The organism is Haloferax sulfurifontis (assembly GCF_014635105.1).
In the GTDB taxonomy this organism is placed as follows: Archaea; Halobacteriota; Halobacteria; order Halobacteriales; family Haloferacaceae; genus Haloferax; species Haloferax denitrificans.
Genome location: NZ_BMCI01000006.1, coordinates 82,796 through 108,123 on the forward strand (window position 1 = coordinate 82,796; position 25,328 = coordinate 108,123).

The 25,328-nt window shown below is 66.6% G+C and carries 20 protein-coding genes; 7 read left to right on the forward strand and 13 right to left on the reverse strand.

The annotated features are described in order from the left end of the window. Window positions 1–101 precede the first annotated feature (101 nt). Window positions 102–425 carry a hypothetical protein gene (locus IEV64_RS15830; RefSeq protein WP_007276400.1) on the forward strand — a complete coding sequence of 108 codons (324 nt, stop codon included), beginning with the start codon at window positions 102–104 and terminating at the stop codon, window positions 423–425. Here the strand turns inward: IEV64_RS15830 and IEV64_RS15835 are convergent, their stop codons facing one another. Further along, on the reverse strand, window positions 426–1,643 hold the full coding sequence (locus tag IEV64_RS15835; protein ID WP_007276401.1) for an inorganic phosphate transporter: 1,218 nt from the start codon (window positions 1,641–1,643) through the stop codon (window positions 426–428). It abuts the gene before it with no gap. Window positions 1,644–2,012: 369 nt separating this feature from the next. Here IEV64_RS15835 and IEV64_RS15840 point away from each other — a divergent pair, with 369 nt between their 5' ends. Together IEV64_RS15840 and IEV64_RS15845 are read left to right on the forward strand one after the other, a co-directional pair. Then, window positions 2,013–5,657: a PKD domain-containing protein gene (locus tag IEV64_RS15840; RefSeq protein ID WP_229722700.1), complete on the forward strand. Its 3,645-nt coding sequence runs from the start codon at window positions 2,013–2,015 to the stop codon at window positions 5,655–5,657. A gap of 68 nt (window positions 5,658–5,725) precedes the next feature. Further along, window positions 5,726–6,169 carry a DUF5518 domain-containing protein gene (locus tag IEV64_RS15845; protein WP_188424387.1) on the forward strand — a complete coding sequence of 148 codons (444 nt, stop codon included), beginning with the start codon at window positions 5,726–5,728 and terminating at the stop codon, window positions 6,167–6,169. 37 nt (window positions 6,170–6,206) lie between these two features. On the opposite strand, the gene IEV64_RS15850 is transcribed toward IEV64_RS15845, so the two are convergent. The 7 genes from IEV64_RS15850 to acs (IEV64_RS15880) form a co-directional block, all read right to left on the reverse strand. After that, complete coding sequence (locus tag IEV64_RS15850) at window positions 6,207–6,422, reverse strand: DUF8119 family protein (RefSeq protein WP_007276411.1); 216 nt, start codon at window positions 6,420–6,422, stop codon at window positions 6,207–6,209. Window positions 6,423–6,490: 68 nt separating this feature from the next. After that, the gene (locus IEV64_RS15855) at window positions 6,491–6,979 is read right to left on the reverse strand and encodes a universal stress protein (RefSeq protein WP_007276412.1); all 489 of its coding nucleotides are present in this window, start codon (window positions 6,977–6,979) and stop codon (window positions 6,491–6,493) included. Window positions 6,980–6,982: 3 nt separating this feature from the next. Continuing rightward, entirely contained in the window at window positions 6,983–8,632 is a 1,650-nt protein-coding gene (locus IEV64_RS15860; RefSeq protein ID WP_188424389.1) for a VC_2705 family sodium/solute symporter, read from the reverse strand. Beyond that, on the reverse strand, window positions 8,629–9,066 hold the full coding sequence (locus IEV64_RS15865; RefSeq protein ID WP_188424391.1) for a DUF4212 domain-containing protein: 438 nt from the start codon (window positions 9,064–9,066) through the stop codon (window positions 8,629–8,631). Before IEV64_RS15865 ends, IEV64_RS15860 begins: the two co-directional genes overlap by 4 nt. A gap of 51 nt (window positions 9,067–9,117) precedes the next feature. Beyond that, complete coding sequence (acs, locus tag IEV64_RS15870; RefSeq protein ID WP_188424393.1) at window positions 9,118–11,112, reverse strand: acetate--CoA ligase; 1,995 nt, start codon at window positions 11,110–11,112, stop codon at window positions 9,118–9,120. 198 nt (window positions 11,113–11,310) lie between these two features. Continuing rightward, a complete protein-coding gene (locus tag IEV64_RS15875; RefSeq protein WP_188424395.1) occupies window positions 11,311–13,077 on the reverse strand; it encodes a bacterio-opsin activator domain-containing protein in 1,767 nt (588 codons plus the stop codon). Window positions 13,078–13,219: 142 nt separating this feature from the next. Further along, window positions 13,220–15,136: an acetate--CoA ligase gene (gene acs / locus IEV64_RS15880; protein WP_188424608.1), complete on the reverse strand. Its 1,917-nt coding sequence runs from the start codon at window positions 15,134–15,136 to the stop codon at window positions 13,220–13,222. A gap of 149 nt (window positions 15,137–15,285) precedes the next feature. Here acs (IEV64_RS15880) and IEV64_RS15885 point away from each other — a divergent pair, with 149 nt between their 5' ends. Continuing rightward, window positions 15,286–16,449: a pyridoxal phosphate-dependent aminotransferase gene (locus IEV64_RS15885; RefSeq protein WP_188424397.1), complete on the forward strand. Its 1,164-nt coding sequence runs from the start codon at window positions 15,286–15,288 to the stop codon at window positions 16,447–16,449. Between the two features lie 36 nt (window positions 16,450–16,485). Here the strand turns inward: IEV64_RS15885 and IEV64_RS15890 are convergent, their stop codons facing one another. Then, window positions 16,486–18,498: a sensor histidine kinase gene (locus IEV64_RS15890; protein ID WP_007276417.1), complete on the reverse strand. Its 2,013-nt coding sequence runs from the start codon at window positions 18,496–18,498 to the stop codon at window positions 16,486–16,488. 148 nt (window positions 18,499–18,646) lie between these two features. Here IEV64_RS15890 and IEV64_RS15895 point away from each other — a divergent pair, with 148 nt between their 5' ends. Both IEV64_RS15895 and IEV64_RS15900 read left to right on the forward strand, forming a co-directional pair. After that, window positions 18,647–19,237, forward strand: coding sequence for a TetR/AcrR family transcriptional regulator (locus IEV64_RS15895; protein WP_007276418.1), 591 nt, complete (start codon window positions 18,647–18,649; stop codon window positions 19,235–19,237). Then, window positions 19,234–20,700, forward strand: a complete 1,467-nt coding sequence (locus IEV64_RS15900) for an MATE family efflux transporter (protein ID WP_007276419.1) — start codon at window positions 19,234–19,236, stop codon at window positions 20,698–20,700. Before IEV64_RS15895 ends, IEV64_RS15900 begins: the two co-directional genes overlap by 4 nt. Window positions 20,701–20,726: 26 nt before the next feature. Here the strand turns inward: IEV64_RS15900 and IEV64_RS15905 are convergent, their stop codons facing one another. Genes IEV64_RS15905 through IEV64_RS15915 form a run of 3 tightly spaced genes read right to left on the reverse strand, consistent with a single transcriptional unit; the run spans window position 20,727 to window position 23,600 of the window. Then, the gene (locus tag IEV64_RS15905) at window positions 20,727–21,812 is read right to left on the reverse strand and encodes a proline racemase family protein (protein ID WP_188424399.1); all 1,086 of its coding nucleotides are present in this window, start codon (window positions 21,810–21,812) and stop codon (window positions 20,727–20,729) included. Further along, entirely contained in the window at window positions 21,809–22,132 is a 324-nt protein-coding gene (locus tag IEV64_RS15910) for a DUF8026 family protein (RefSeq protein WP_007276421.1), read from the reverse strand. Before IEV64_RS15910 ends, IEV64_RS15905 begins: the two co-directional genes overlap by 4 nt. 1 nt (window position 22,133) lies before the next feature. Continuing rightward, the gene (locus IEV64_RS15915) at window positions 22,134–23,600 is read right to left on the reverse strand and encodes a sodium-dependent transporter (protein ID WP_083874956.1); all 1,467 of its coding nucleotides are present in this window, start codon (window positions 23,598–23,600) and stop codon (window positions 22,134–22,136) included. Between the two features lie 362 nt (window positions 23,601–23,962). On the opposite strand from IEV64_RS15915, the gene IEV64_RS15920 reads away from it, so the two are divergent. Then, window positions 23,963–24,184, forward strand: coding sequence for a hypothetical protein (locus tag IEV64_RS15920; protein WP_007276423.1), 222 nt, complete (start codon window positions 23,963–23,965; stop codon window positions 24,182–24,184). Between the two features lie 310 nt (window positions 24,185–24,494). Here IEV64_RS15920 and IEV64_RS15925 read toward each other — a convergent pair whose 3' ends face one another. Next, on the reverse strand, window positions 24,495–25,235 hold the full coding sequence (locus IEV64_RS15925; RefSeq protein WP_007276424.1) for a helix-turn-helix domain-containing protein: 741 nt from the start codon (window positions 25,233–25,235) through the stop codon (window positions 24,495–24,497). Window positions 25,236–25,328: the final 93 nt, after the last annotated feature.

Below are 25,328 nucleotides of genomic sequence, written 5' to 3' on the forward strand. Positions count from 1 at the left end.
TGTACCCGCCGGCGTCGCCCCGGTCCGTGCTCCGCGAGGCGAGCGCGTCTCCGACATCGGTCGTCGTGACTTTTACCCGTGTCGAGGAGTGACCGTCGGGCATGGATCTTCAGGTTACCGGCCTGAACGGTCTCGAAGAACGGGTCGAGAGCGCGTTGAACCGACTCGGCGAACTGCAAGCGGGCACGCGAGTGCAGTCGGACGCGTTCTTCTCACAGCCGTTCATGAGCGACCACACCGAGTTCGATTCGTTTGCCGCGTTCTGCGAACAGAGCCCGTGGTCCCTCGACGACGTCAGCGACGTGCAGGGCGTCTCTCGTGACCGACTCAACGGATACGTCGACGCGACGACCGACTTCGAGACGTGGGAGCAGATGAAGACCCGGGCCGCGGAAGAAGAGCTCATCGACCAGATCGTCCCCTGACTAGCCGACGGTGGGAATCGCGGTCAAGACGTGATACAGGCCGTAGCTGATGAGGCCCGCGCCGAGCATCGAGCCGACCCACGAACCGAGGGTAATGCCGACTTTCCGCGGCGAGACGCCGCTCTCGCCGGACGAACTCGCCGCGAGCCCACTGCCGACGATGCTCGCGATCATCACTTTGTTGAACGAGATGGGGATTCCCAGTACGATTGCGAGCTGAGCGATGAGAAAGGCGGGAATCAGGGCGGCTATCGACCGCCGTGGGCCGAGCGAGGCGTACTCGTTCGAGACGGCTTGCACGAGTCGCGGCCCTCGAATCCACGCGCCGAGGAGAATCCCGCCGCCGCCGAGCGCAAGCAGGTAGATAGACGGGAGTTGGAGGTCCGTCTCGAACACCGCTTCCAGTGGGCCGGTCGCCAGCCCGACCTGCGAGCCACCGCTCGTGAACACGACGATGAGTCCTAGCACGACCAGAAACTGATTGATGCCCGCGGTCTCGTCGCGTCGGAGCAACCCGCGCGTCCCGACGAGCGCAACGAGCCCGCAGAGCGCGCTCACGACCACCATGCCGAGGGTGTACGAGCCGCCGACGACCGTCGGAAGAAGCTGGGACGTCGTGGCGAGGTATCGAGCGACCGACCCCTGTGCGCCGCTCGCGGTCGGGATGACCGTGAGTTGGATGTTGGCCAGCGCATAGCCGACTGCGCCGCCGAGGACGGGGATGCCGACGGTTTCGGGGATGGCGTCGCTTCGAAGCCCGCGCGCGAGGCCGTACGCGAGGACGGCCTCGACGATGGGAATCGCGAACCAGAATCCGAGGATGACGACGTACTCGTCGACGGCGAAGCCGCCGCCGAGGGCGATACCGGACCCGATCATCGCTCCAGTGACGGTGAACGCCGACGGTATCGGATAGCCGTAGGTGTTCCCAATCGTGATGAGGGTCGCGGCGGTCAACAGGGCCGCCGCCGCCGCTATCGGCGTGATTGCCACGCCGGTCACGAGGTCTTTACCGATGGTCTCGGAGATACTTCCCCCCTGGAGAATCGCCCCGAGCCCGGCGACGATGCCGACGAGCAGGGCGGCTCGAAGAACCGACAGCGCGTTGGCTCCGACGGCGGGCGCGACGGGGGCCGAGTTACTGTTCGCTCCGACGGTGAACGACATGAATAGGGCCGCCAAGAGCGCAATCGAGAGCACGAGCAGGACTGACGCCATGCTCACCTCACCCGACGCGGTCTCCGGTGGTGTGGCGTCCGGAACGGTCTACGACGGCGACAGAGCCTCATTTGAATGAAAACCGGCCCACGAGACTGATGAACCCATCGAAATCACGTATATCGGCTGATAGTGAGCCAATCGTCTCCATAAGTAATGCGATGCATACGAGTGCCGAATCCCGCTGATGGTGACGCGGGGTTTAGCGAGTCGCGGGTGACGCGCGAGGGCCCGAAACTCGAAAGCGGTCCGTTTCATCGAGATAGGCGTCTCGACGTTCAGAGGATATCGGAGTCGATAAATCGTATAGCGCGATACGTAACTGAATCACGGCGGACCAAATTCGAGCGCACCACGACCCCGAAACACGTGAGTGAGAACCCCGCCGGTGTTCGACGGCACAGTCCATCGAAACGGACAATTCGCCCGTCAGAGCCGGGAGAATCCGACGGACCGGTCGGTCCATCGAGGACTCGTACGCCCAATAATGACGACGGGTCGACGTGGACCACGCCCGCCTACGCCAACGGCGTCCTCTACCTCGGAAGCAACGACTACAAGTTACACGCGATAAACGCGACCGACGGCACCGAACTCTGGAACTACACGACGCAGACGAACGTCCGGTCGGCCCCCGCGGTCGTCGACGGCGTCGTCTACTTCGGAAGCAACGACGGGAACCTGACCGCGGTCGACGCCGACACCGGCGATGAGCTCTGGTACTACACGATGTACCAGCCGATTCTGGTGGAGTCGAACCCCGCGGTCGTCGACGGCGTCGTCTACGTCTCGGCCGACGACGACAACCTGACCGCGCTGAACGCCACCACCGGGACGAAAATCTGGAACTACACCCTCCTCGACGGGAGCCAGTCGGACCCGACGGTCGCGAACGACACGGTGTTCGTCGGAAGCGACACCACGCCAACAGGCGAGAACGGAAGCGTGTACGCCATCAACGCGACCGACGGCACCGAGCGCTGGAACTACTCGATAGCGGGCGACGTGGATTCGAGTCAGGTGTACGCCGACGGCGTCGTCTACGCCGGGAGCCGAGGCGGCGAACTCGTCGCGCTCGACGCCACCGACGGAAGCAGACTCTGGAACGCGTCCGGGAGCGACTTCCGCGGCGCGCCGGTCGTCGCGGGCGACGTGCTCTACGTCTCCGATTACGGTGACTCGACCGTCCACGCGTTCAACGCGACCGACGGGACGGAGCTGTGGTCGTACGACTCGCCGACGAGCACCCTCTACCCCACGCCGCTCGCGTGGAACGGCTACCTCTACTACGGGAGCGGCAGTCAGTTCCACGCGCTCGCGGAACCGGCACCCGCCGTCTCCGCGGTCAACGCGACGAGCCCCTCGGGGCAGAACCTCTCCGTGTCGTTCGACTCGTCGCAGGCCCTGACGAACGTCTCCGTCTCGGTCTCCGGCCCGAGTTCGACGACGTTCACCGAGGCCGACTTCGCGGAATCGGGGAGCGGGCCGTACACGTACGCGCTCGCGTCGCCGTACGAGACCGGGAGCGACGGTACCTACACCGTCACGGTCGAGACCGCCAAGAACGCCGACGGGCAGGACGGGGCCGCAAGCGAGTCCGACAGCGTCACTATCGACACGGTCGCGCCCGTCGTCGACGCGGGAGCGAACGCGACCGTCGACGAGGACGTCGCGCTCGACTTCAACGCGACGGCGACCGACGCCGTCGGCGTCACGAGCACCTCGTGGGACTTCGGCGACGGCTCCGCGAACGCGACCGGCAAAAACGCCACGCACACGTTCGCCGACCCCGGCACCTACACGGCGACGTTCACCGCCACCGACGCCGCGGGAAACGAGGAAACCGACTCGCTGGTCGTGACCGTCAACGACACGACCGCACCCACCGCAGACGCGGGCGCGAATCAAACCGCCGACGAGGACACCGCCGTCGACTTCGACGGCTCCGCCTCGACCGACAACGGCGTCATCGACAGCTACGAGTGGGACTTCGACGACGGCTCCGCGAACGCGACCGGAGCGACTCCGAGCCACACGTTCGCCGACCCCGGTACCTACAACGTCACGCTGAACGTGACCGACGGCGGCGGTAACGCCGACGCCGACACGCTCGTCGTGACGGTCGACGACGCGACCGCACCGGCCGCAGACGCGGGCGCGGACCAGACCGTCGACGAGGACGCCACCGCCGAGTTCAACGCGACGGCGACCGACGCCTCGGGAGTCGCGACCTACGAGTGGGACTTCGGCGACAGCGCGAACGCGACCGGCGAGAACGCCACCCACGCGTTCGCCGACCCCGGCACCTACACCGTCACGCTGAACGTGACCGACACCGTCGGCAACAGCGCGTTCGACACGCTCACCGCGACGGTCAACGACACGACCGCGCCGACCGCCGACGCCGGGATCAACCAGACCGTCGACGAGGACACCGACGTCGACTTCGACGGCTCCGAGTCGACCGACAACGGTGCCATCGACAGCTACGAATGGGACTTCGGCGACAGCGCGAACGCGACCGGGGCGACGCCGAACCACACGTTCGCCGACCCCGGCACGTACGACGTGGTGCTGACGGTGACCGACGGCGGCGGCAACGCCGATTCCGACTCGCTGGTCGTGACCGTCAACGACACGACCGCACCCACCGCAGACGCCGGCGACAACGTGTCGGTCACGGAGGGGACCGCAGTCGAGTTCAACGCCAGCGGGTCGACCGACAACGGCGTCCTCGACAGCTACGAGTGGGACTTCGGTGACGGCGCGAACGCGACGAACGCCACCGAGACGCACAGCTACGACTCGACCGGCACCTACACCGTCACCCTGAACGTGACTGACGCCGCCGGCAACGTCGATTCGGACACGATGACCGTCACCGTGACCGAAGAATCGTCGTCATCGTCGTCCTCCTCGTCGTCGTCATCCTCGTCCTCGTCTTCGTCGGGGACGACCGAGGAGACGGGCGACGACGCGGAGGTCGTCGTCGAGACGGCGAGCGAAGGGACGACGAAGCGGTCGGACGTGGCGGTGACGAACATCGACACGAGCCGCCCCGTCGTCATCCCGCTCGAACCGCCGGCGGGCGACACCGAAACCGGCGGGGCCGAGACCGACGACTCCGGGACCGCCGGCGACTCGTCGTCGTCAACCGACGAGACCGTCTCGGTCGCACAGCTCTCGATGAACGTGAGAAACGGGGACGACTTCTCGCTGGACGTCACGACGTACGAGGCGTCCGAGGACGAAGCCACGAGCGAGCGCTTCCAGCGCGAGACGGGAGCGAGGCCGGCGGGCTACGTCGTTGTCGGCCACACCATACACGACGACGACATCGAGGACGTGACGTTCACGTTCAACGTGCGGAAGCGCTACTTCGAGGAGACGAACACCGGACCGGAGTCGGTCGCGCTCTACCGCGACGAACAGACGCAGTGGCGCAGACTCGACGCCAGTCTCGTCGATGAGTCCGAGATGCGCTACGTCTTCGAGGCGACCTCGCCCGGCCTGTCGCGGTTCAGTATCGGCTCGACCGTCCCCGTCTTCGAGACGACCGCCGCCGATATCACCGAGACGACCGTGTCGGTCGGAGAGGAAGTCGAACTCTCGGTCGACGTGGCGAACCGCGGCGGCGCGGGGGGGTCCCACGAACTCGACTTACTGGTCGACGGCGAGCGCGTCGCCGGCCAGACCGTGGAGCTCGGCGCGTTCGAGAACGGGACGGCTACGCTCAGCTACGCCTTCGACGAGGCCGGAACGTACGAACTCGCGGTCGGCGACCGGGTCGTCGGCAGTGTCACCGTCGAGGACGCAGGCGAGACCGAGACGGCGGCGTCGGTCGACGACTCGACCGCCGGGGCTGACGGCGGCGAGACCGATGGCGGTGCGGCCGACGGCGACGAGACCGGCGACGACGGCGGCAACGCCACCGGATGGACGCTGGCCGTCGTCGCCGTGCTACTCGCCGCCGGTCTGGGCATCGCCTACCGGCGGCGAGAGCGCGACGAGTAGCCCCGAAGCGTCCCGATTTTTCGGCGGCTCGTGAACAGAGCTATTAGCTGGGAGACACGAACAGACGTATGACCGGATTTCGCCCGCCGACCGGCCTCTCGTGGCGACGGCGGTACAGCCTCGCCGGCGGGTTCGTCGCGGCGGCGTTCGTCTCGTGGAGCTATCTGGACGGGCGGTCGGCGATGTCGCTGACCGCGGTGTTCTTCGCCGGCCTCGTCGTCGGCGCGGTGGCGAAGCGACGGCACGGAACGGCGACCGGCGTCGGCGTCCAGACGGGGCTCGTCGGCGGCCTCCCCATCCTGTGGGTGCTGTTCGACGTGCTCGCGTTCGCAAGCGGGCTGTCCGGCCCGACGTGGTTCGTCGTCGCGGGCTGGCTGATGGTGCTCGGCGGGGTCGCCGCGGTCGGCCTGCTCGGGTTCGGTCTGTCGGCGCTCCTCGGCGGCGCGGGCGCGAAGGTCGGCGCGGCGTTGACGGCGTCCGACCCGCCGTCACCGACGGCGACGAGCGAGTGAGGGCGCAGGCGGTGCCGACCTAAAGAAGAACCCGACGTCAGCGCTGTTCGCGCGCGGCTTCGACCGACGCGAAGAAGCCGAAGTACGCGACGACGCCCGCACCCATACAGAGGTAAAAGGCCCACTGCGGCCCGTCGAGAACGTCGAACAGGACCGAAACGACCGTCACCCACACGAGGGCGAAAAGCAGGTCGGTCAGCATACCCGAGCGGTGTTCGCGCACGTGGGTGCGAATCGTCTCCGCGAGGCTCATCGTCGGTCCACCCCGTCGGGAGCCGCGAGTGGCGCGTTCGTCCACGCGTGGGTCGTGTCGTACATGGGTTACGCTTCTGCTTCCGCGTCTGTTTCCGCGTCCTTTTCGTGGACGTCGACGACGAGCACCGGGAGCCGCGTCCGCCGCAGGACGCGTTCGGTCACGCTCCCGAGGACGACCCGGGAGAGACCGGAGCGACCGTGCGAGCCCATCACGACGAGGTCGATGTCGTTGTCGTCGACGAACTTCCTGATGGCGCGCGCCGGTTCGCCCGCGACGACGTGTTCGCGGACGGCCAGTCCGTGTTCGGCCGCGGCGTCGGCGACGTAGCCCGTGGCCTTGTCGGCCGCCTGCTTCACTTCGGGCATGTCGTCGAGGCGGCCCTGCCGGATGCGGTCGACCTGCTCTGTCCCAAGCGAGTAGCTGGTGGCGTCGACGTCGACGACGTACAGCGCGTGGACCGTCGCGCCGTACTTCGAGGCGAGGTCGACCGCCTGTTCGACGGCGTACTCCGCCGCGTCGCTTCCGTCAGTCGGAACGAGGATGTGTTCGTACATTGGTTAGTCGTCCGCGGGGGACTGGCCCCCGTCGGCGCTCATGACGACGTCTTCTGCGGACTGTTGCTGGCCCATCGGTTCCGGGCTGTGACACTGCCTGACCATCTTCTTGATTCGCTCGGGCGGTTCGTCCGTCGCCATCGAGACGGCGATGGTGACGACGAACACGAGCGGCGTGCCGACGAGCGCCGCGCCGATGGCCGGCACGAACTCGGCGAAGGCGTCGCTGAAGTGGAAGATGAGGTCGTTGACCACCGCGGCGACCCAGAGCGTGAGGCCGACGCTCATGCCCGCGAGCGCGCCCTGACGGTTGGTGTTCTCCCACCAGAGACCGAGGAAGAACATCGGGAACAGCACGATGGCCGCGAGCGAGAACGCGAGCGCGACCAGTTCGCCGACGAGCGCCGGCGGGTCGAACGCGGTCACCGTCACGATGATACCGAGCGCGACAATGGTCGCCCGACCGACGAACACCTGCTGGCGCTGGGTCGCGTCGGGGTTGATGATGTTCGTGTAGATGTCGTGGGAGACGGCGGACGAGGCGGTGATGAACAGCCCCGCCGTCGTCGCGATGGCGGCGGCGATGCCGCCGGCGGCCACGAGGCCGACGAACCACGTCGGCAGGTTCGAAAGCTGTGCCGCGAGCACCACGATGAGGTCGCCCTCGCCGCCGCTCATGCCGCCGTTGGCCGCGAACGTCGGGCCGTACTGGGAGGCGTCGTAGAGGTCGACGCCGAACGCCGCCAGCGCCGGGGCGCTCCAGTACAGGAGCAGGATGAAAAACAGCCCCCAGACGGTCGACTGCCGCGCCGTCTTCTCGTTTTCGACCGTGTAGAACCGCACCAACACGTGCGGGAGGCCGCACGTCCCGAAGATGAGCGAGAACGCCGTGGCAATCCAGAGGTAGAACCCCGCGTTGGCGAACGGTTCGGAGAACTCCGCGGACAGTTCGCCGATGAGTCGGCCGTACTCGATCTGCGGGAGGACGGTCGAGTAGCCGCCGGTGAACCCGACGACGTAGACGGCCGTCAGGAACGCGACGATGAGGATGACGTACTGGACGGCCATGTTCTTGGTCGCGCCCATCATGCCGGAGATGGTCAGGTAGCCGACCGTAATCGCCATCATGACGACGACCATCGTGACGTAGTCGGTCCCGAAGACGTACAGTCCGACGAGGCCCATCCCGCGGGCCTGTCCGACCGAGTAGACGAACCCGATGAGGATGGTCGTCAGCGCGCCGATCGCCCGCGCCGTGTCGGAGTTGAACCGGTCGCCGACGAAGTCGGGTGCGGTGTACTTCCCGAACCGACGCATCTGCGCGGCAAGGAAGATAAGGAGGACGAAGTAGCCAGCCGTCCAGCCGATGATGAACGCGAGCCCGTAGAAGCCCGCGAGGGCGACCAACCCCGCCAGTCCGAGATACGACGCCGCCGACATCCAGTTCGCGCCGATGGCCATCCCGTTTTCGACGTTTCCAATCGACCGGCCGGCGACCCACATTCCCTCGGTGTCGGCGACTTTGAACACGTAGCCGATGGCGAGAAACAGGACCAACATCCCGACGACCATGACGGCCGGCACGAGTTTGAACGAGATGTTGAGCGCCTCGGGAAGCAGGTCGCCCGACTGGAGGAACACGCTCGGCGTCATTCGACGCGCCCTCCGTCGGCGACGGCGGCCTCACTCTCGCCCGTCGAGCGCGACGTCGACGCCGCGTGGTCGATGCCGTACCGCTTGTCGAGTTGGTCGCGCTTGCGCGAGTAGACGAACGCGAGCACGAGCGAACTGGTCGGCGACAACACGGCGACGAGGAAGTAGTGCGCCGGGAAGCCGATGACCGGAAGCTCCGCGGTCATCGTCGCCGGTGCGAAGTAGGTGAGAACCGGCGGGCCGAACGTGAGAAGCGCCCACGCGACGAAACCGGTCCAGATTACTTTCAGGTGGTCTCGCATGAACGGGGTGCTCGGTTTCAGCAGGTTCACCTCCCGCGAGAGGTAGTCTATCTCCTCGTGGTCGGAAGCTGTGCTCCGGTCGGCGTTCGGTGCGTGTGAGTCGATTTCTGACTCGGTGGTTTGGCTTGACATAGATTTGCTGGCTGATGATTACACTCGATACGCTCGGCCGGTGAGGGCCGTTCAGTCGCTCTGTGCGCGGACCTTCGCCGCGATTTCCTCGACGACCGCCGGGTTCCGGAGCGTCGAGGTGTCACCCAGTTCCGCCCCGTTCGCCACGTCTTCGAGCAGGCGGCGCATGATTTTGCCAGACCGCGTCTTCGGCAGTTCGGGCGTGAACACGACCTGTTCGGGGCGAGCGATGGGACCGATGGCGTCCTCGACGCCCTCGATGATTCGCGCCCGGAGGTCTTCGCCCTCCTCGTACCCGTCTTCGGTGATGACGTAGGCGTAGACGGCCTCGCCTTTCACCTCGTGGTTCCCGCCGACGACGGCGGCCTCGGCGACGCCCTCGACGCCGACGATGGCCGACTCTATCTCCATCGTCCCGAGGCGGTGGCCCGAGACGTTGATGACGTCGTCGACGCGCCCGAGCACGGTGACGTAGCCGTCGTCGTCCACTTTCGCGCCGTCCTCGGGGAAGTAGACCCAGTCGTCGGGGTCGTCGCTGTCGGTGTCGGAGTACTCCGCCCAGTACTCGGAGACGTAGCGCTCGTCGTTGTCGTAGAGCGTCCGGAGCATCCCCGGCCACGGCTTGTTCACCGTGAGATAGCCCGCGCGGCCGGGCTCTACCTCGTCGCCGTCGGTGTCGACGATTTGGGCGTCGATGCCCGGGAGCGGCGGGCCGGCGGAGCCGGGCTTCATGTTTTTCACGCCCGGTAGGGTCGTTATCATCATCCCGCCGGTCTCGGTCTGCCACCACGTGTCCACGACCGGGCAGTCCTCGTTACCGATGTGTTCGTAGTACCACTTCCACGCGCGCGGATTGATGGGCTCGCCGACCGTCCCGAGCAGGCGGAGGCTCGACAGGTCCCGCGATTCGGGGAACTTGCTTCCCCACTTCATGAACGCGCGAATCGCCGTCGGCGCGGTGTAGAAGATGTCGACCGCGTACTTCTCGACGAGTTCCCACATCCGGTCGCGGTTGGGGAAGTCGGGCGTCCCCTCGTACATCACCGTCGTCGAGCCGAGCGCGAGCGGCCCGTAGACGATGTACGAATGACCCGTAATCCAGCCGATGTCGGCCGAACACCAGTAGGTGTCTTCCTTCTCGATGTCGAGAACGGCGTGGGAAGTCCACGTCGCGTAGGAGAGATAGCCGCCGGTGGTGTGTTTGACACCCTTCGGCTGGCCCGTCGTGCCCGAGGTGTACATGAGGAACAGCATGTCCTCGGCGTCGCGTTCGACCGGCGCGACGCGCTCGCCGCTCTGGGCTTCGAGGAGGTCGTCCCAGTCGTGCTGGTTGCCCTTCAGGTCGTGGCCGAAGCCGTCGTCGCCGAGGCGGTCGACGACGACGGTCGCGTCGACGCCGTGGTCGACGCCGTCGAGACCCTCGTTAGCTTTGTCGAGGTGGTCGAGCGGGTCGCCGCGGCGGTAGTAGCCGTCGCAGGTGACGAGGAACCGCGAGTCCGCGGCGTTCATCCGCGTCGCCAGCGCGTCGGCCGAGAAGCCCGCGAAGACGACGTTGTGGGGTGCGCCGATGCGGGCGCAGGCCAGCATGGCGATGGGCAGTTCCGGAATCATCGGCATGTAGAGCGTGACCACGTCGTCTTCTTCGACGCCCTGCGCGCGGAGCGCGGCCGCGAACTCGTTGACTTCGCGGTAGAGGTCCTGATACGTGTACGTCCGCGTCTCGCCGTGTTCGCCCTCCCACTTGATGGCGACGCGGTTCTTGTCCCCGGTTTCGACGTGGCGGTCTACGCAGTTGTAACAGGCGTTCAGTTCGCCGCCCGTGAACCACTCGTAGAACGGCGGGTTCGAGTCGTCCAGCACCTCGTCGTACGCTTCGTCCCAATCGAGCATCGCGGCGGCCCGCTCCCAGCAGTCGGGCCAGTTCTCCTCGAACTCGTCGTAGATATCGGCGTCCGAGACGTTCGCCTGCGCGACGAACTCCTCGGAGGGTTCGAACTCGTCTTGTTCTGCCAGCCGTGCCTCCAGTTCAGCGTCACCCTGTGCCATAGTACGTGCTAACGAGTCTCGACAAGGGCCATAAGTAGGGTAACTAATTATCGAAATATAACACAACGATTATACACGATAGTCATTAGGGGCGTTTGTAGCCTTCAGGCCGAGATATAAGCGCCATAAATTTCTGTGGAGATTATTTAGTAAGTATTCATTCAATAATGAACGATTGTGTGCTAAGGTGTCGCACGCCTAAGGGTCTAGGGTCGAAGCGCGTTCGTCGGAGTCGTCGTCGAAGAACGCGGTCATGAGCTTCTGCTGTGCGGTCCGGAGGTGCTGGTGGAGCGTCGGCGACGAGATATCTATCGAATCGGCGAGGTCCTCGGCGGTACTGCCGCGGGGCCACTCGAAATAGCCGGCGAGGTAGGCCGCTCGCAGGACGGACTGTTGCTTGTCGGTGAGCCGCGCAACGAGTGACGCCCGGAAGTCGGCGGTGTTTCGCGTGGGCCGTTCGACCTCCTGTTTCGCGACGAGTTCGGTAGCGGGATAGGCGTCGGTCAGATCAGACATCACGTCTCGGAGCGGCGTTTCGTTCGAGAACTCGCCGACGAAATGGGCGACGCCGTCCTCCGCGACGAACCGCGAGACGGTGCCGTCGTAGGAGGTGAGCGACGTAATCGCCGACCCCGCCGAGAGCGCGACTTCGAGGAGCGACTCCGTCCCTCGGTCCCGAATCAGGCGGATGTGCTCGACGTCGGCCGCCGTCTGCAACTCGTCGAACACCGCGTCCGTCGTCGCCTCCCGGACGGTGAGGAAACACAGCAGAGACCGTCCTTCGATGGGGACGACGCCGCGGAGCCGAACCGAACAGCCGAGGTCGGCGGAGAGTCGAACGAGCACGTCCCGCTCGTCCGAGGATTCGAACTCCAGTTGAACGACCGTGTCGGCCAAGAGTAGCTTCCGGCGCTCGGCGGCGGCGATTGCCTGCCCGACGTGGCGACCCAGCGTCACCAGGACGGCCGCCTCGGGGTCGGCGACCTCCTCGGCGTCGAGGGCGACGTAGAGCGCGCCGTAGGCGGTTTCGCCGTGTACCAGCGGAACGACGGCGAGCGGGCCGTGCTCCGGCGTCGATGACGAGTCGAGACGCACCGTCTGGACCGCACGGGCGTCGCACGCGCGTCGAGTGAAATCCGTGCCTCGACCGGCGAGTGACTGACGGACCGCTTCGAGCGCCCCCTCGTCGACGCCGGCGGCGGTGAGCGACGCTCGCGCGTCGGTTTCGCCCGACTCGACCCAAGCGAAACGGTACTGGTCAGACTCGGCGAGTCCGTCACAGACCGCCTGTTCGACCTCGTTTCGGGTGTTCACCGCCGAGAGTGCCGACCCGACGCTTCGGGCGGTCTCGACGACCCGACGCAGTCGGTCGGATTTCCCGGCCCCGGCACGCCCGCCGCCGTCGACGGGGGCCGGCGAGAGCGCATCGAACACCTCGCCGTCGCTCGGGTCGTCGAGGAGCGGGGCGAGGCTCTCGATTCGGTCCCATCCGCCGATCCGCATGACGACGCTCGGCGGGACGCCGTCGGCGAGCATCGTTCGGGCGAAGTGCCGACGCAGGCCGCGGGTCGAAACCTCCGCCAACCCCTCGCGGCCGGTCGTTTCGGCGGCCCGCGTTCCGACCGATGCCACGAGCATCTGTAGGCGTCGGGGCGTGACCGGAAGCACTCGCTCCGTCTCGTCGATGCCGGTCGTCGTGACGTACTTCCGCAGGTCGTGTTCGACCTCGTTCGGCAGGTACGCCTCCCGCCCGTCGGTCGGGACGGCGAGGAAGTAGAGCTCCGTTCCCCCGCGTCGCCGCTGGGTCACGTGTGCGGGTTCGAACTGGCTCATCTCGGCCGGCGTGAGGCCGACTTCCGCGCCGAGGCGAAGCACGAGGTCCTCGCGGTACGTCTCGGTCGCCCGTCGCAGTCGCTCGTAGCCACCCGCCGACAGCGGCGTCGGGTCGGAGTTTTCGCCCCGCATTCGTTTCGCAACACTGTCTAAGACCGAACTAAATCTTCCGGTAGACGGAGCGAATCGACACGGTTGAAATGGCAAAATACGGGAGAACCGCTTTCAACGGCCTCAACTTCGTTTCGTCGAGATAGAAATATCCGAAACGTCGTCAGTCGTCTCGGACGATAGATTCGAGTTCGCCGACGATTTCCGGGTTCTGGAGCGCGGACGTGTCGCCGAACTCCTCGCCGTTAGTGATGTTTTCGAGAAACCGGCGCATTATCTTCCCGGAGCGCGTCTTCGGGAGGTCGGGCGTGAACACGACGGCGTCCGGCGTGGCAATCGGACCGATGCGCTCGCGGACGTGTGCGGCGATGCGCTCGCGGAGGTCGTCGTCTCCGGAGACGCCCGTCTCCAGCGTGACGTAGGCGTGGATGCCGCCCGCGTCGGCGTCGTCGACGCTGACGACCGCGGCCTCGACGACGCCTTCGACGCCGACGATGGCCGACTCGATTTCCATCGTCCCGAGGCGGTGGCCCGAGACGTTGATGACGTCGTCGACGCGCCCGAGCACGGTGACGTAGCCGTCGTCGTCTACTTTCGCGCCGTCGCCGGTGAAGTAGTGCCACCCGTCCACGTCGAACTTCGCCGCGTCCTCACCCCACCGGTGGCCGCGTCGCAGTGCGAGCGGCATGCCGGGCCACGGGCGCGTGAGGACGAGATACCCGGCCTCGTTCGCGGGCACTTCCTCGCCGCGGCCGTCGACGACCCGAGCGCCGACGCCGGGGAGCGGCGGGCCGGCGGAACCGGGTTTCATCTTCTTGACGCCCGGCAGGGTCGTTATCATCATCCCGCCGGTCTCGGTCTGCCACCACGTGTCCACGACCGGGCAGGCCCCGTTGCCGACGTGTTCGTAGTACCACTTCCACGCCCGCGGGTCGATGGGCTCGCCGACCGTCCCGAGCAGGCGGAGACTCGACAGGTCCCGCGACTCGGGGAGCGACGTGTCCCACTTCATGAACGACCGAATCGCCGTCGGAGCGGTGTAGAACACGTCGACTGCGTTCTCCTCGATGAGGTCCCAGATGCGGTCGCGCTCCGGGTAGTTCGGCGTCCCCTCGTACATCACCGCCGTCGTCCCGAGCGCCAGCGGCCCGTAGACCACGTAGGAGTGGCCGCTAATCCAGCCGATGTTCGCCGTACAGAGATACGTGTCCTCCGGCTTGAGGTCCAACACCGCCTGCGACGTCCACGTGATGTGGGCGAGGTAGCCGCCGGTGACGTGTTCGACGCGCTTCGGTTCGCCCGTGGTCCCCGACGTGTGGATGAGAAACAGCACGTCGTCGGCCGCCCGCTCGACCGGGGCGACCTCCGCGCCGGCGTGAGCCTCCACCAGTTCGTCGTAGGTGTGCTGTCCCGCGCCGAGGTGTCCGGTCTCGCCGAGGTGCTCGACGACGACCATCTCTTCGAGGTCGTGAGCGGCCTTGAGGCGGGCGTCGTCGGCCTTGCTCTTCAGGAAGATGGCGCTCCCTCGACGGTAGTAGCCGTCGCAGGTGACGAGGAACCGGGAGTCCGCGCTCTCCAGCCGCGTCGCCAGCGCGTCGGCCGACAGCCCCGCGAAGACGACGTTGTGGGGCGCGCCGATGCGGGCGCACGCGAGCATGGCGATGGGAAGCTCCGGAATCATCGGCATGTAGAGCGTGACCACGTCGTCCTCCTCGACGCCCTGCGCGCGGAGCGCGGCCGCGAACTCGTTGACCTCGCGGTAGAGGTCCTGATACGTGTACGTCCGCGTCTCGCCGAGGTGGCTCTCCCACTTGATGGCGACGCGGTTTTTCGCCCCGGCTTCGACGTGACGGTCCACGCAGTTGTAACAGGCGTTCAGCGTCCCGCCGGCGAACCACTCGAACGGGGGTTCGTCGTCCGGGAGGACCGACTCGTACGGGTCGAACCAGTCGAGCGTCGCCGCCGCTCGGTCCCAGCAGTCGGGCCAGTCGGCCTCGAACTCGTCGTAGACCGAGTCGTCGGTGACGGTGGCCTGGTCGACGAACTGCGGCGGAGGCGGAATCTCCTCGTCTCCGGCCATCCTCGTTTCGAAGTCCGGCCCGCGACGGTTCGACATACAGGTGGTACGTCGGCCTCATCGCATTAAAACGTTCGTCGGGAGAGGCGACCCGGGGCGTCGCGTCGAGCGCGTCCGCCAAGCTTCTTGTGTCAGCCAGTCCCAGCCCACGTATGCCGACACCGTCCCCCTTTTCCCGACGCATCGGGAGCGAGCGCGTCGCGGGAACCCGCGAGTCCGTCATCCGGGAGATGACCCGCGAGGCGCACGAACACGACGCCATCAACCTCTCGCAGGGGATTCCCGACGAGGACGAGACCCCGGCGAGCGTGAAGCGCGCGGCGAAAGACGCCATCGACACGTCGAGCCAGTACACCATCACGTGGGGCCTGCCGGAACTCCGCGAGGCGGTCTCGGAGCGCTACGCTGAGTGGAAGGGCGTCCGCTACGACCCCGAAACTGAGGTCACCGTCACCACCGGGACGAGCGAGGCCGTCGTCTCGACGCTCCTCGCGCTCTGCGACCCCGGCGACGGCGTCATCTACTTCGAGCCGACCTACGAGAGCTACATCCCGGCCGTCCAGTTCGCCGGGGGCGAGCCGATGCCGCTCGACATCACAGACGGCCTCGAACTCGACGCCGACGCGCTGTGGGACGCCGCCGAAGAGGCGTCCATGCTGATTCTCAACCACCCGCACAACCCGACGGGCACCGTCTTTTCGCCCGCCGAACTCGAACTCGTCGCGGAGGTCGCCGCCGAGGAGGACCTCGTCGTCGTCACCGACGAGATATACGAGCATATCGTCTACGCGGACGACTACGTCAGCCCGGTCGAAATCGACGGCCTCGCCGGGCGGACCGTCGTCTGCACGGGGCTGTCGAAGACGTACTCCGTGACGGGCTGGCGCGTCGGGTTCGCGCTCGCGCCCGAACCGCTTTCGGCCGAGTTGCGGAAGGTCCACGACTACACGAGCATCTGTGCGCCGACGCCGTTCCAGCGGGCGGGCGTCGAGGCGCTGTCGCTCCCGGCGGACTACTACGACGACCTCTCGGACTCCTACGAGCGCCGCGGGGAACTGCTGTACGACGGCCTCCGCGAAGTCGGCCTCGACCCCGTGAAACCGGACGGTGCGTACTACATGCTGACGCGCTATCCGGGCGGCGCCGACGACACCGAGTTCGCCCACAGGCTCGTCCGCGAGGCCGGCGTCGCCGTCGTCCCCGGGAGCAGTTTCTACACCGAGGGCTCCGCCGACTGGGTCCGCTTTACGTTCTCCCGCAACGAGGCGACCGTCGAGGAGGCGCTCCGACGACTCGACGAGAACCGGTTTTGGTAGCTGGCGGCGGTCCAGTCGCGGCGTGGTCGACCGTCGTCAGGCGTCGTCCGACGACGCCGCGTCCGCCTCCTGTGCCGAATCCTCGGCGCGCCCGACGCCGCGAACCACGAACCGCGCGCCGGCGTCCGGGGCGTCCTCGTAGCCGACTGACCAGCCGTGGGCCTCGGCGATGGACTCGACGATGGCGAGGCCGAAGCCGGTGCCGTCGTCGGCCGTGGTGAAGCCGGACTCGAAGAGCTTCGGGCGGTCGGCCGGCGGCACGCCGGGGCCGTCGTCCGCGACGAAAAAGCCGTCGCGGGTCGCGCCGACCGTGACCGTCACGCCGTCACCGACGTGTTCGACCGAGTTGCGAAACAGGTTCTCGAACAGTTGGAGGAGCCGGGTCCGGTCCGCGGCGAACGACGCGCTCCCCGCGGTATCGAGCGTGGCGGTGCCGGTTTCGACGTTCGTCCACGCCTCCGCCGCGACGGCGTCGAGCGAGACCGTCTCGCGCTCGTCGACCGTCCCGCCGCGGGCGAGCGCGAGCACGTCGGCGATGATTTCGCCCATGCGCTCGTGGGCCGCCTCGATTCGCTCGACGTGGTCCGGGTCCGGTCGGTCGGCCTCCTTCACCAGTTCGAGGTAGCCCTCCGCCACGTTCAGCGGGTTACGCAGGTCGTGAGAGACGACGTTGGCGAACGTTTCGAGCTGTTGTTCGTGCTTCCGTCGGTCGGTCACGTCCTGGGCGTTGACGACGACGCCGCCGACGACGGGGTCGTCGAGGAGGTTCCGACACCGCACGCTGAAGACGCGCCACCCGCGGGTCGAACTGCGGAACCGGAGTTCGGCGGTGGCGTCCTCGTCGGGGCGCTTCATCGACTCCCGGAACGTCTCGACTGCGGCGTCCTCGTCGTCCGGGTGGAGGAACCGCGCCAGCGACCCCACCTCGCTCGGGTCCTCGTCGGCCCCGAGCGTCTGGGCGGCCGAGTCGCTCAGGTAGGTGACCGAGCCGTCGGCGTCGAGGACGAAGATGAGGTCGGAGGCGTTCTCCGTGAGCGCGCGAAACCACCGCTCGCGGACGCGGCGCTCGGTGATGTCGTGGAGGATGTGCAGGTGTCCGCGCACCGCGTCTCGGCCGTCGGTCACGGCCGACCGGTCGACCTCGAAGTGCCGCGCCTCGCCGTTGTCGTCGACGACCCGCAGTTCCCCGCCGGCTTCGAGCGCCGACGCGGTCTCGGCGCCGAACACGTCGGCGACGGGGGAGCCAAGCGACGAGGGAGAGCCGTCGAAAAGCGCCCTCGCCGCCGGGTTGCTGTCGGCCAGTCTGCCCTTTCTGTCGACGACGACGACGGGGTCGGCCATCCGTTCGATGACGAGGTCGCGCGCGATGGGGCTGATGTCGAGGATGCGGTACCGCGAGAGGCCGACCGCGAAGAGCGACGACGTGACGGCGAACGAGACGGCGATGGGGTTGGCGGGCATAAACGGGCTCAGGAGATAGGCCGAGCCGACGACGGCGGGAGTGAGGATTGCGACGAACAGGACGAGCGCCTGTTTCCTGTATATCTGTCGGCTCCGGAGACAGTGGATGCCGAGGACGACGAGCGCGGCTCCGATTGCGACGTAGCTGTAGGCCACGTCGACCCAGAACAGCGGCCCGGGAACGACCTCGGTCGCGGTGATTCCGCCGACGGTCGCAAACGACAGCGACTCCCACAGGAGCGCGTGGACTCCGAGGGCGTTCGTCGCCACTCCCGTGATAACCAGCACGGGCCACACGGCGAGAAGCGCGGCGGTCCACCGCGAGACCCACCGCTCGTAGCCCGCGGTTTCGAGGGCGAAAAGCAGGGTGAAAAACACCGACCACTCCGCGGGAACCGACTCCAAAACGAACCACAGGAACCGGGCGTCCGGCGAGTCGGCGAGGAGGAAGAGCATCTCGAAAAGCGACCAACAGCCGGCACTCACGGTGAGGGCGATGAACCAGCGTCCGCTCGGCTCGTCTCGGTACCGCCACCCGTAGCTCGCGACGCCGGCGGATAGCACGGTCGCGAGGACGAGCGCGCCCACGTACGGTGACGGCAAGAGAGACACGTGTACTCGGGTACCCGATTCGGGTACTTAGAAACACCGGCAGTCGGGCGGGGTGAGACGCCCCCACAGAGCCGTTCGCGGTCCAAAGCCTCTTAACTGACCAGTCAGTAAGTCGGGGCAGAAGATGGACGGAGAGACCAGAGCCGAGATACTCGATGCGACCAATCGGGCGCTCTGCGAACACGGGTACGCCGGCCTGACGGTACAGCGAATCGCGGACGAGTCGTCGATGACGAGCGCCGCGATTCACTACCACTTCGACACGAAAGAGGAGCTCCTGAACGCGTTTCTCGACGACCTCATCGAGCGGTTCGAGTCGAAGCTACCGTGCGGCGCGGCCGACCCGCGAACGCGTCTCGACGGGGTTCTCGACGCGGTTTTCAGTCCGAAGGACCCCGACTCGGACGGCTTTCCCGTGGCTATCATGGAGCTGAAGGCGCAAGCGCCCTACCACGAACTGTTCCGCGAGCGCTTCCTCGACTTCGACGGCGTGATGCGCGGCGTCGTCGCCGACATCGTCCGCGACGGCGTGGCGGCCGGGCACTTCGACGAGGCCGACCCCGAAGAGATTGCGCGGCTAATCACGACCATGAGCAACGGCGCGCACGCCCGCGCCGTCGCACTCGACGAACACCCCGCGGAGACCCGCCGGGTCGTCGAGGACGCGCTGGAGCTCCACCTCGGCTGGACGCCGGGTGAGGGGGCGGACGAATGAGCCTGTTCAAGGGACAAGAGGAACTCAACCTCACCGAGGGCGGCATCGTCAGGCCGCTTCTCTACCTGTCGCTTCCCATCGTCGTCACGAACCTCCTCCAGACGGCGTACAACCTCGCGGACACGTTCTGGCTCGGCCAGTATTCGACGGAGGCGCTCGCGGCCATCTCGTTCGCCTTCCCGATGGTGTTCCTGCTCATCTCGCTCGGGATGGGACTGTCCGTCGCCGGGAGCGTCCTCGTCGCCCAGCACACCGGGGCCGAGGAGACGGACAAAGCCGAGTACGCGGCCTCGCAGACCGTCACGTTCGCGTTCCTCGGGTCGGCGATACTCGGCGGGCTCGGCTACCCCGCCGTCCGGCCGTTCCTCGACTTCCTCGGGGCCTCGCCGGACGTGTTGCCGGGCGCGACGGCCTACATGCAGGTCATCGCGCTCGGCCTCCCGTTCATGTTCGGCTTCTTCGTGTTCATCTCGCTGATGCGCGGGGCGGGCGACACCATCACGCCGATGCTCGTGATGTTCGGGACCGTCGTCCTCAACGTCGTCCTCGACCCGTTTTTCATCAACGGGTGGGCGCTCGGACCGGTGCAGTTCCCCCAGCTCGGGATTCAGGGCGCGGCCATCGCCACCGTCATCTCGCGGGTCCTCGCGATGGTCGTCGGCATCGCCATCATGGTGTCGGGGAGCAGAGGCATCCAGATTCACCTCGCGGACATGCGGCCGGACTTCGAGTACCTGCGGAAGATTCTCCGCATCGGCATCCCCGCCAGCATCGAGGGGACGGGTCGCGCGCTCTCTATCAACGCGCTTCTCATCGTCGTCGGGCTGTTTTCGACCTCCGTCGTCGCGGCGTTCGGCATCGGGACCCGCGTGTTCTCGGTCATCTTCCTCCCCGCTATCGCCGTCGCCCGCGGCGTCGAGACGATGTCCGGCCAGAACATCGGCGCGGGGAAGTACGACCGCGCGGAGCAGGCGAACTACGTCGCCGCTAAGGGCCTGTTCTTCGTCCTCGGCCTGCTCGGCGTCGCCATCTTCCTCGTTCCCGAACCCATCGTCTCGGTGTTCACGACCGACGCCGAGGTGCTCGAAGTGGGCGCGGAGTTCCTGCGGTACGTCTCGCTGTCGTTCGGCTTCATCGGCATCATGCGGGCCTTTTCCGGCGGCTTCCGGGGCGCGGGCAAGACCCTCATCGCCGCGGTGATATCGGTCGTCACCCTCGCCGGCATCCGGCTTCCGGTCGCCTTCGTCGCGTCGCAGGGACTCCTCCCGACGGACTTCTGGTTCCTCGGGACCACCGACGTTCGGGGCATCTGGATCGCCTTTTTCGTCTCGAACATCGTGGGCGCGACCATCGCGTGGCTCTGGTTCCGCCAAGGAACCTGGCGCGAGGGCGACGTCCGCGGGTCGCCGGCCGGCGGCGAGTTGGAGAACGACGACGTGGAGCTATCGAGCGGGATGGACTGACCCGGAAAAAGAGCGGTCCGAACCCGCTACTCCGCCGAGATGCTGAACCCGGAAAGCGAGTCCTTCGCGTCTTTGACGAACGTGTGTTTCCCCGTGATGCGGGCCGACCCGGTGATGAGCGGTGTCGTCAGCGTCACGCCGTCACGCTCGTCGGCCGCGACGAGTCTGCCTTCGAAGCGCGTACCGACGATGCTCTCGTGGAGGTACGACTCGCCGATATCGAGCGCGCCGGCGTCGTGGAGGAGCGCCATCTTCGCGCACGTCCCGGTCCCACAGGGCGAGCGGTCGACCTGTCCCTCGCCGAAGACGACGATACTTCGGTCCACCTCGTCGGGCGTGCTGTATATCTCGGTGATCGAGACCGACCCCTCCTCGCCGGTGAGCGGGTGGACGATATCGAGGCGCTCGTTGACGGCGTCGCGGATTTCGAGGCCCCAATCGACGAACGTCGCCGCGTGCTGTGGTTCGACGGGTCGGTCGAGTTGGTCGCTGTCGACCAGCGCGAAGAAGTTGCCCGCGTAGACGACGTCGACGCGGAGCGGCGAGTCGAGAAACGGGACCGGGACAGTCACCTCGTCGTAGACGAAGGACCGAACGTTCTGTATCGTGACGCGCTCGACGCCCCCGTCCGGCGCGTACTCGGGCGTCGCCTCGACGAGTCCGGCCGGCGTCTCGACGCGGACGGTCTCGCGCCGGTCGAGTCGACCCAGTTCGAGGAGGGCGGAGACGACGCCGATGGTCCCGTGGCCGCACATGTCGAGGTAGCCCCGGCTGTCCATGAAGAAGACGCCCACGTCCGCCTCGGAGTGGTCGGCATCGACGACGACGGCCCCGAACATGTCGTCGTGGCCGCGGGGCTCTCGCATCAGCAGGTCGCGCACCCAGTCGTGAGTCTCGGCGAACGAGTCGCGGCGCTCCCGGACGGAGTCGCCCGTGACCGCCGAGCGGTCGATGCCGCCGACGACGATGCGGGTCGGCTCGCCCTCGGTGTGCGTGTCGATGGTCGTGAACGACGCGTCCGTGGTGAGTTCGTCGAACGCGAGGTCGTCGCGCGCGCGGACGAACTCGGCGTCGGCGTCGGTTTCGGAGCCTGCGTCGGAGTCCGAGTTCATTCGTCCACCAGTTCGAGCCGAGCGATTTGCTCGTCGGACCAGTCGTAGTGCGACTCGTCAATCTCCCGGAGCGTCCGCACGCACTCGTTGTGGCGCCGACGGGCAATCGGTGCGTAGGGGTCGTCGGGGTTCGCGCGAATCCACTCGCGGAGGTCGGAAAGCGCCCGCGGCGAGTAGCTATCGACGTCGTCCTGCTCCCGCAAGAGCGCGAGTTTGCGCTCCTCGGTGCGGAGCGACCTGACGAGGACCGCGGCCGCGACGCCGGGCAACAGGAGGAGCGAGATGACCATCGAGACCCACGTGAGCGTCGAAAGCGCCATCTCAGTCGTCACCTCCCGGGACCGTCGCGGAACCGGACGGTGGCTCGTCGCCGACGACGCTCATCACGGCCGTGCTCGCGGCGACGAGCGCGGCCATGAACGCGACGCCGAGTAGCATCAGCCGCTGGTTCGGGGTGCCGATGCTGGAGTAGACGCCGTAGCCGAGGATGAACACCATCACGACGGGAATGACGTACTTTACGACCGGGTTCCACCACGAGCCGACGTAGACGCCGGCGTTACGGTTGAGGTCGATGACGCGGGCGCGCTCGGGACCGAACTTCCACGCGACGAGCGCGATGATAGACAGCGTCGCCAGCGGGAGGCCGAAGCTCCCGAACATGAAGTCCATCTGCCCGAGGAACGCAGAGGAGTAGGCGCTCGGGAGACCGAACAGCCAAATCGCGCCGCAGGACGCGAGCACGGCCCCCGTCCGCGAGAGGCGCGTCTCCTCGGAGACCGTGGTGACGGCGACTTCGGTGATGCCGAGGCCGGAGGTGAACGTCGCGAAGAAGAAGGAGACGAAGAACACGATGGCCCACAGACTCCCGCCGGGGAGTTCGGGGAACACCTGCGCCATCGAGATGAAAAGCAGGTTCGACCCGGCGCTCGGTTCGAGTCCGAACGCGAAGACGACGGGGAACGTGGCGAACACCGCGAGCAGGCCGATGCTCGTGTTCCCGATGGCGGTGAACAGGCCGCCGCCGAGCGGCACGTCGTCGTACCGACTGAGATAGCTCCCGTAGGTCAGCGCGATGCCCCACCCGAGGCCCGTCGAGAACAGCGCCTGACTGAGCGCCGCGACCCACGTGCTCCCGCGGGTGAGGTACCCCCAATCGGGCGTGAAGACGAACGCGACGCCCTCCATGCCGCCGGGGAGCGTGATGCCGCGAATCGAGACCGCCACGAGCGCGACGACGAGCAACGGGATCATCCACTTCACGACGCGCTCGATGCCCCGGCGGATACCGAACACGAGAACGCCGGCCAGACCGGCCATCGTCACCGTGTGCATCCCGACGACGAGCGCCGAGTTGTTGATAAAGCCCTCCCAGAACGCCTGCGGCAGGAACCCCGGCTGGGTGAACGTCATGAGCACCGAGTGGCCGGCGTAGTAGAGCGCCCACCCGATGATGGGCGCGTAGTACGACATCAGCGCCACGTTGACGACGAGGACCACGAGTCCGAGGCCCTGGGCCCGCTTGCTCCCGAGAACCTTCCTGAACGCTCCGATAACCCCGTGGTTCGTGTAGCGACCGATCATCGTCTCGGCCATCAGCCCGGGGACCGCGATGAGATACAACAACAGAATGTAGGCCACGAGGAAGGCACCGCCGCCGTTTTCGCCCGTCGTAAACGGCATGCGCCAGATGTTGCCCGCGCCCACCATCGCGCCGAGCATCGCCATGAGGAAACCGAACCGGCTTCCCCACTCTTCTCGCGCCGTTCTCGCCTCTGAGTCTGACATGATAATCCTACCCAAACGCTTGAACAGAAGGTAGTTATACGGATGTTCTACTATGGTCGGGGTCGTCAACGAAAGATGTATGGAAACGCTGTTGGGACGGTTCGGTAGTTATCGGTAGATACCGCAAATCCGAACGTTTCAGACACCTGAAGCAGAGTCTAAGAGTTCGGCACCGAGTGTCAGGTAGTGATAATATTTCGACCCGGACAGCCGACCGAACCGTATCATAGTCGGGGATGTGTATATAACCGAAAAGCGGACACCACCGGTATGGTCACGACCAGCGACGAGCGAGCCGAAGGCGACCGGACACCGGGAGACGAGCGTGGGACGAAACGCGAGTCGGAAGCGCGTCGGTGCGCGTGAGAGACGAGCGGACGGACGAAGTCGAGCGGGCGGTACTCGCGCTTCTCGACCGCCGGGGCCCGACGCCGATAGACGAGATACTCGCCGAGGTGGACGGCCATCCTATCGAGATAGAACACGCCTGTAGCCGACTCCAGCGCGCGGGCGAACTCCGAAGTCGGAGTTGCGGCGTGTACGACCGCCCGAGCGACGACCGCGAGCGGCGACGCGCGCGTTGAGCGACCCGCGAGAGGACCACCCTCCCATGGACAGACATGAGTATAACTCACCCTCCGCCGAGAACTCAGCTATGACGAACTCAGTCACGGAGCGACTGTCGGCCCGGCGGTGCCCGGAGTGCGACTCGGAGACGCGGGTGAGACACGGAATCGAACGCTGTACGGACTGCGAGTGGCGCGCGCCACAGGGGGCTGACTGAGCGAGACGACGCGGCCGCGAGCACAGACGCGACCCGGTGGGGACACCACCGCGTCCGGAGTAAACCGGCAAGACAGTTATCGAATCGGATAACGAATCGCACCGACGGCGTTACGGACCGGGGTCCGCGTACTGGTTGAGGAGTTTCGCCTCGGCCTTTCGGAGATGTTCGAGCAGTGTGGTCTTCGAGATGTCGAGTTCGTCGGCCAGTTCCCGCGTCGTCGTCTCCCGCGGCCACGCGTAGTAGTCGCGCCGGCAGGCCAGTTCGAACACCTCGCGCTGGCGGTTCGAGAGCTTGTCCAGTTGGTGCGAGACGTGGTTTTTCGCGCCGGCGACGGAGGTGACCTTGGTGACGATGATTTCGGCCTGATTCGCCGCCTCCAACGAGTCGAGGCGCTCGCGGAGGTCGTCCCGGTCGGCGGTGTCGATGACCGGCCAGTACTCCCAGCCGTCGTCGACGCGGACGGGCGCGTCGTGGACGAAGCCGTGGGACAGAAGCGAGTCAGTCATGCTGTTTTCGGGGTCGTACTCGACCATCAACTCCCGCGTCGTGTTCCCGACGTTCGACGCGCCGTTGTCGAACTCGTGGCGCGGACTCAGCTCGGAGACGGAGTCAGTCAGCCGCGACCGCTCTGTCGCGCGGACGAAGTCGTCGATGTCTTCGACCCGGTCGGCGTAGACCGTGAAATGCCCCTTCACGGTGTCTTCGGGTGTATTGTACACGGTGTGGGCGGTGACGCCGGCGTCGACGCTCTCCGTCACCTCCAGCGTCCAGCAGTCCGGGTGCCAGACCTTGAGCGTGAGTCGGGTCGGACCCGTGAGTTCGGAAGTCGGTGCGCTAGCGTTCGACATGTGAGGAAGTTATTTTTCCGTGACGTATATATCCAACCGACCATGGGAGGCTGACGCATCGAGTGCGATCACACGGTGTTCCGGCGAGTTCGG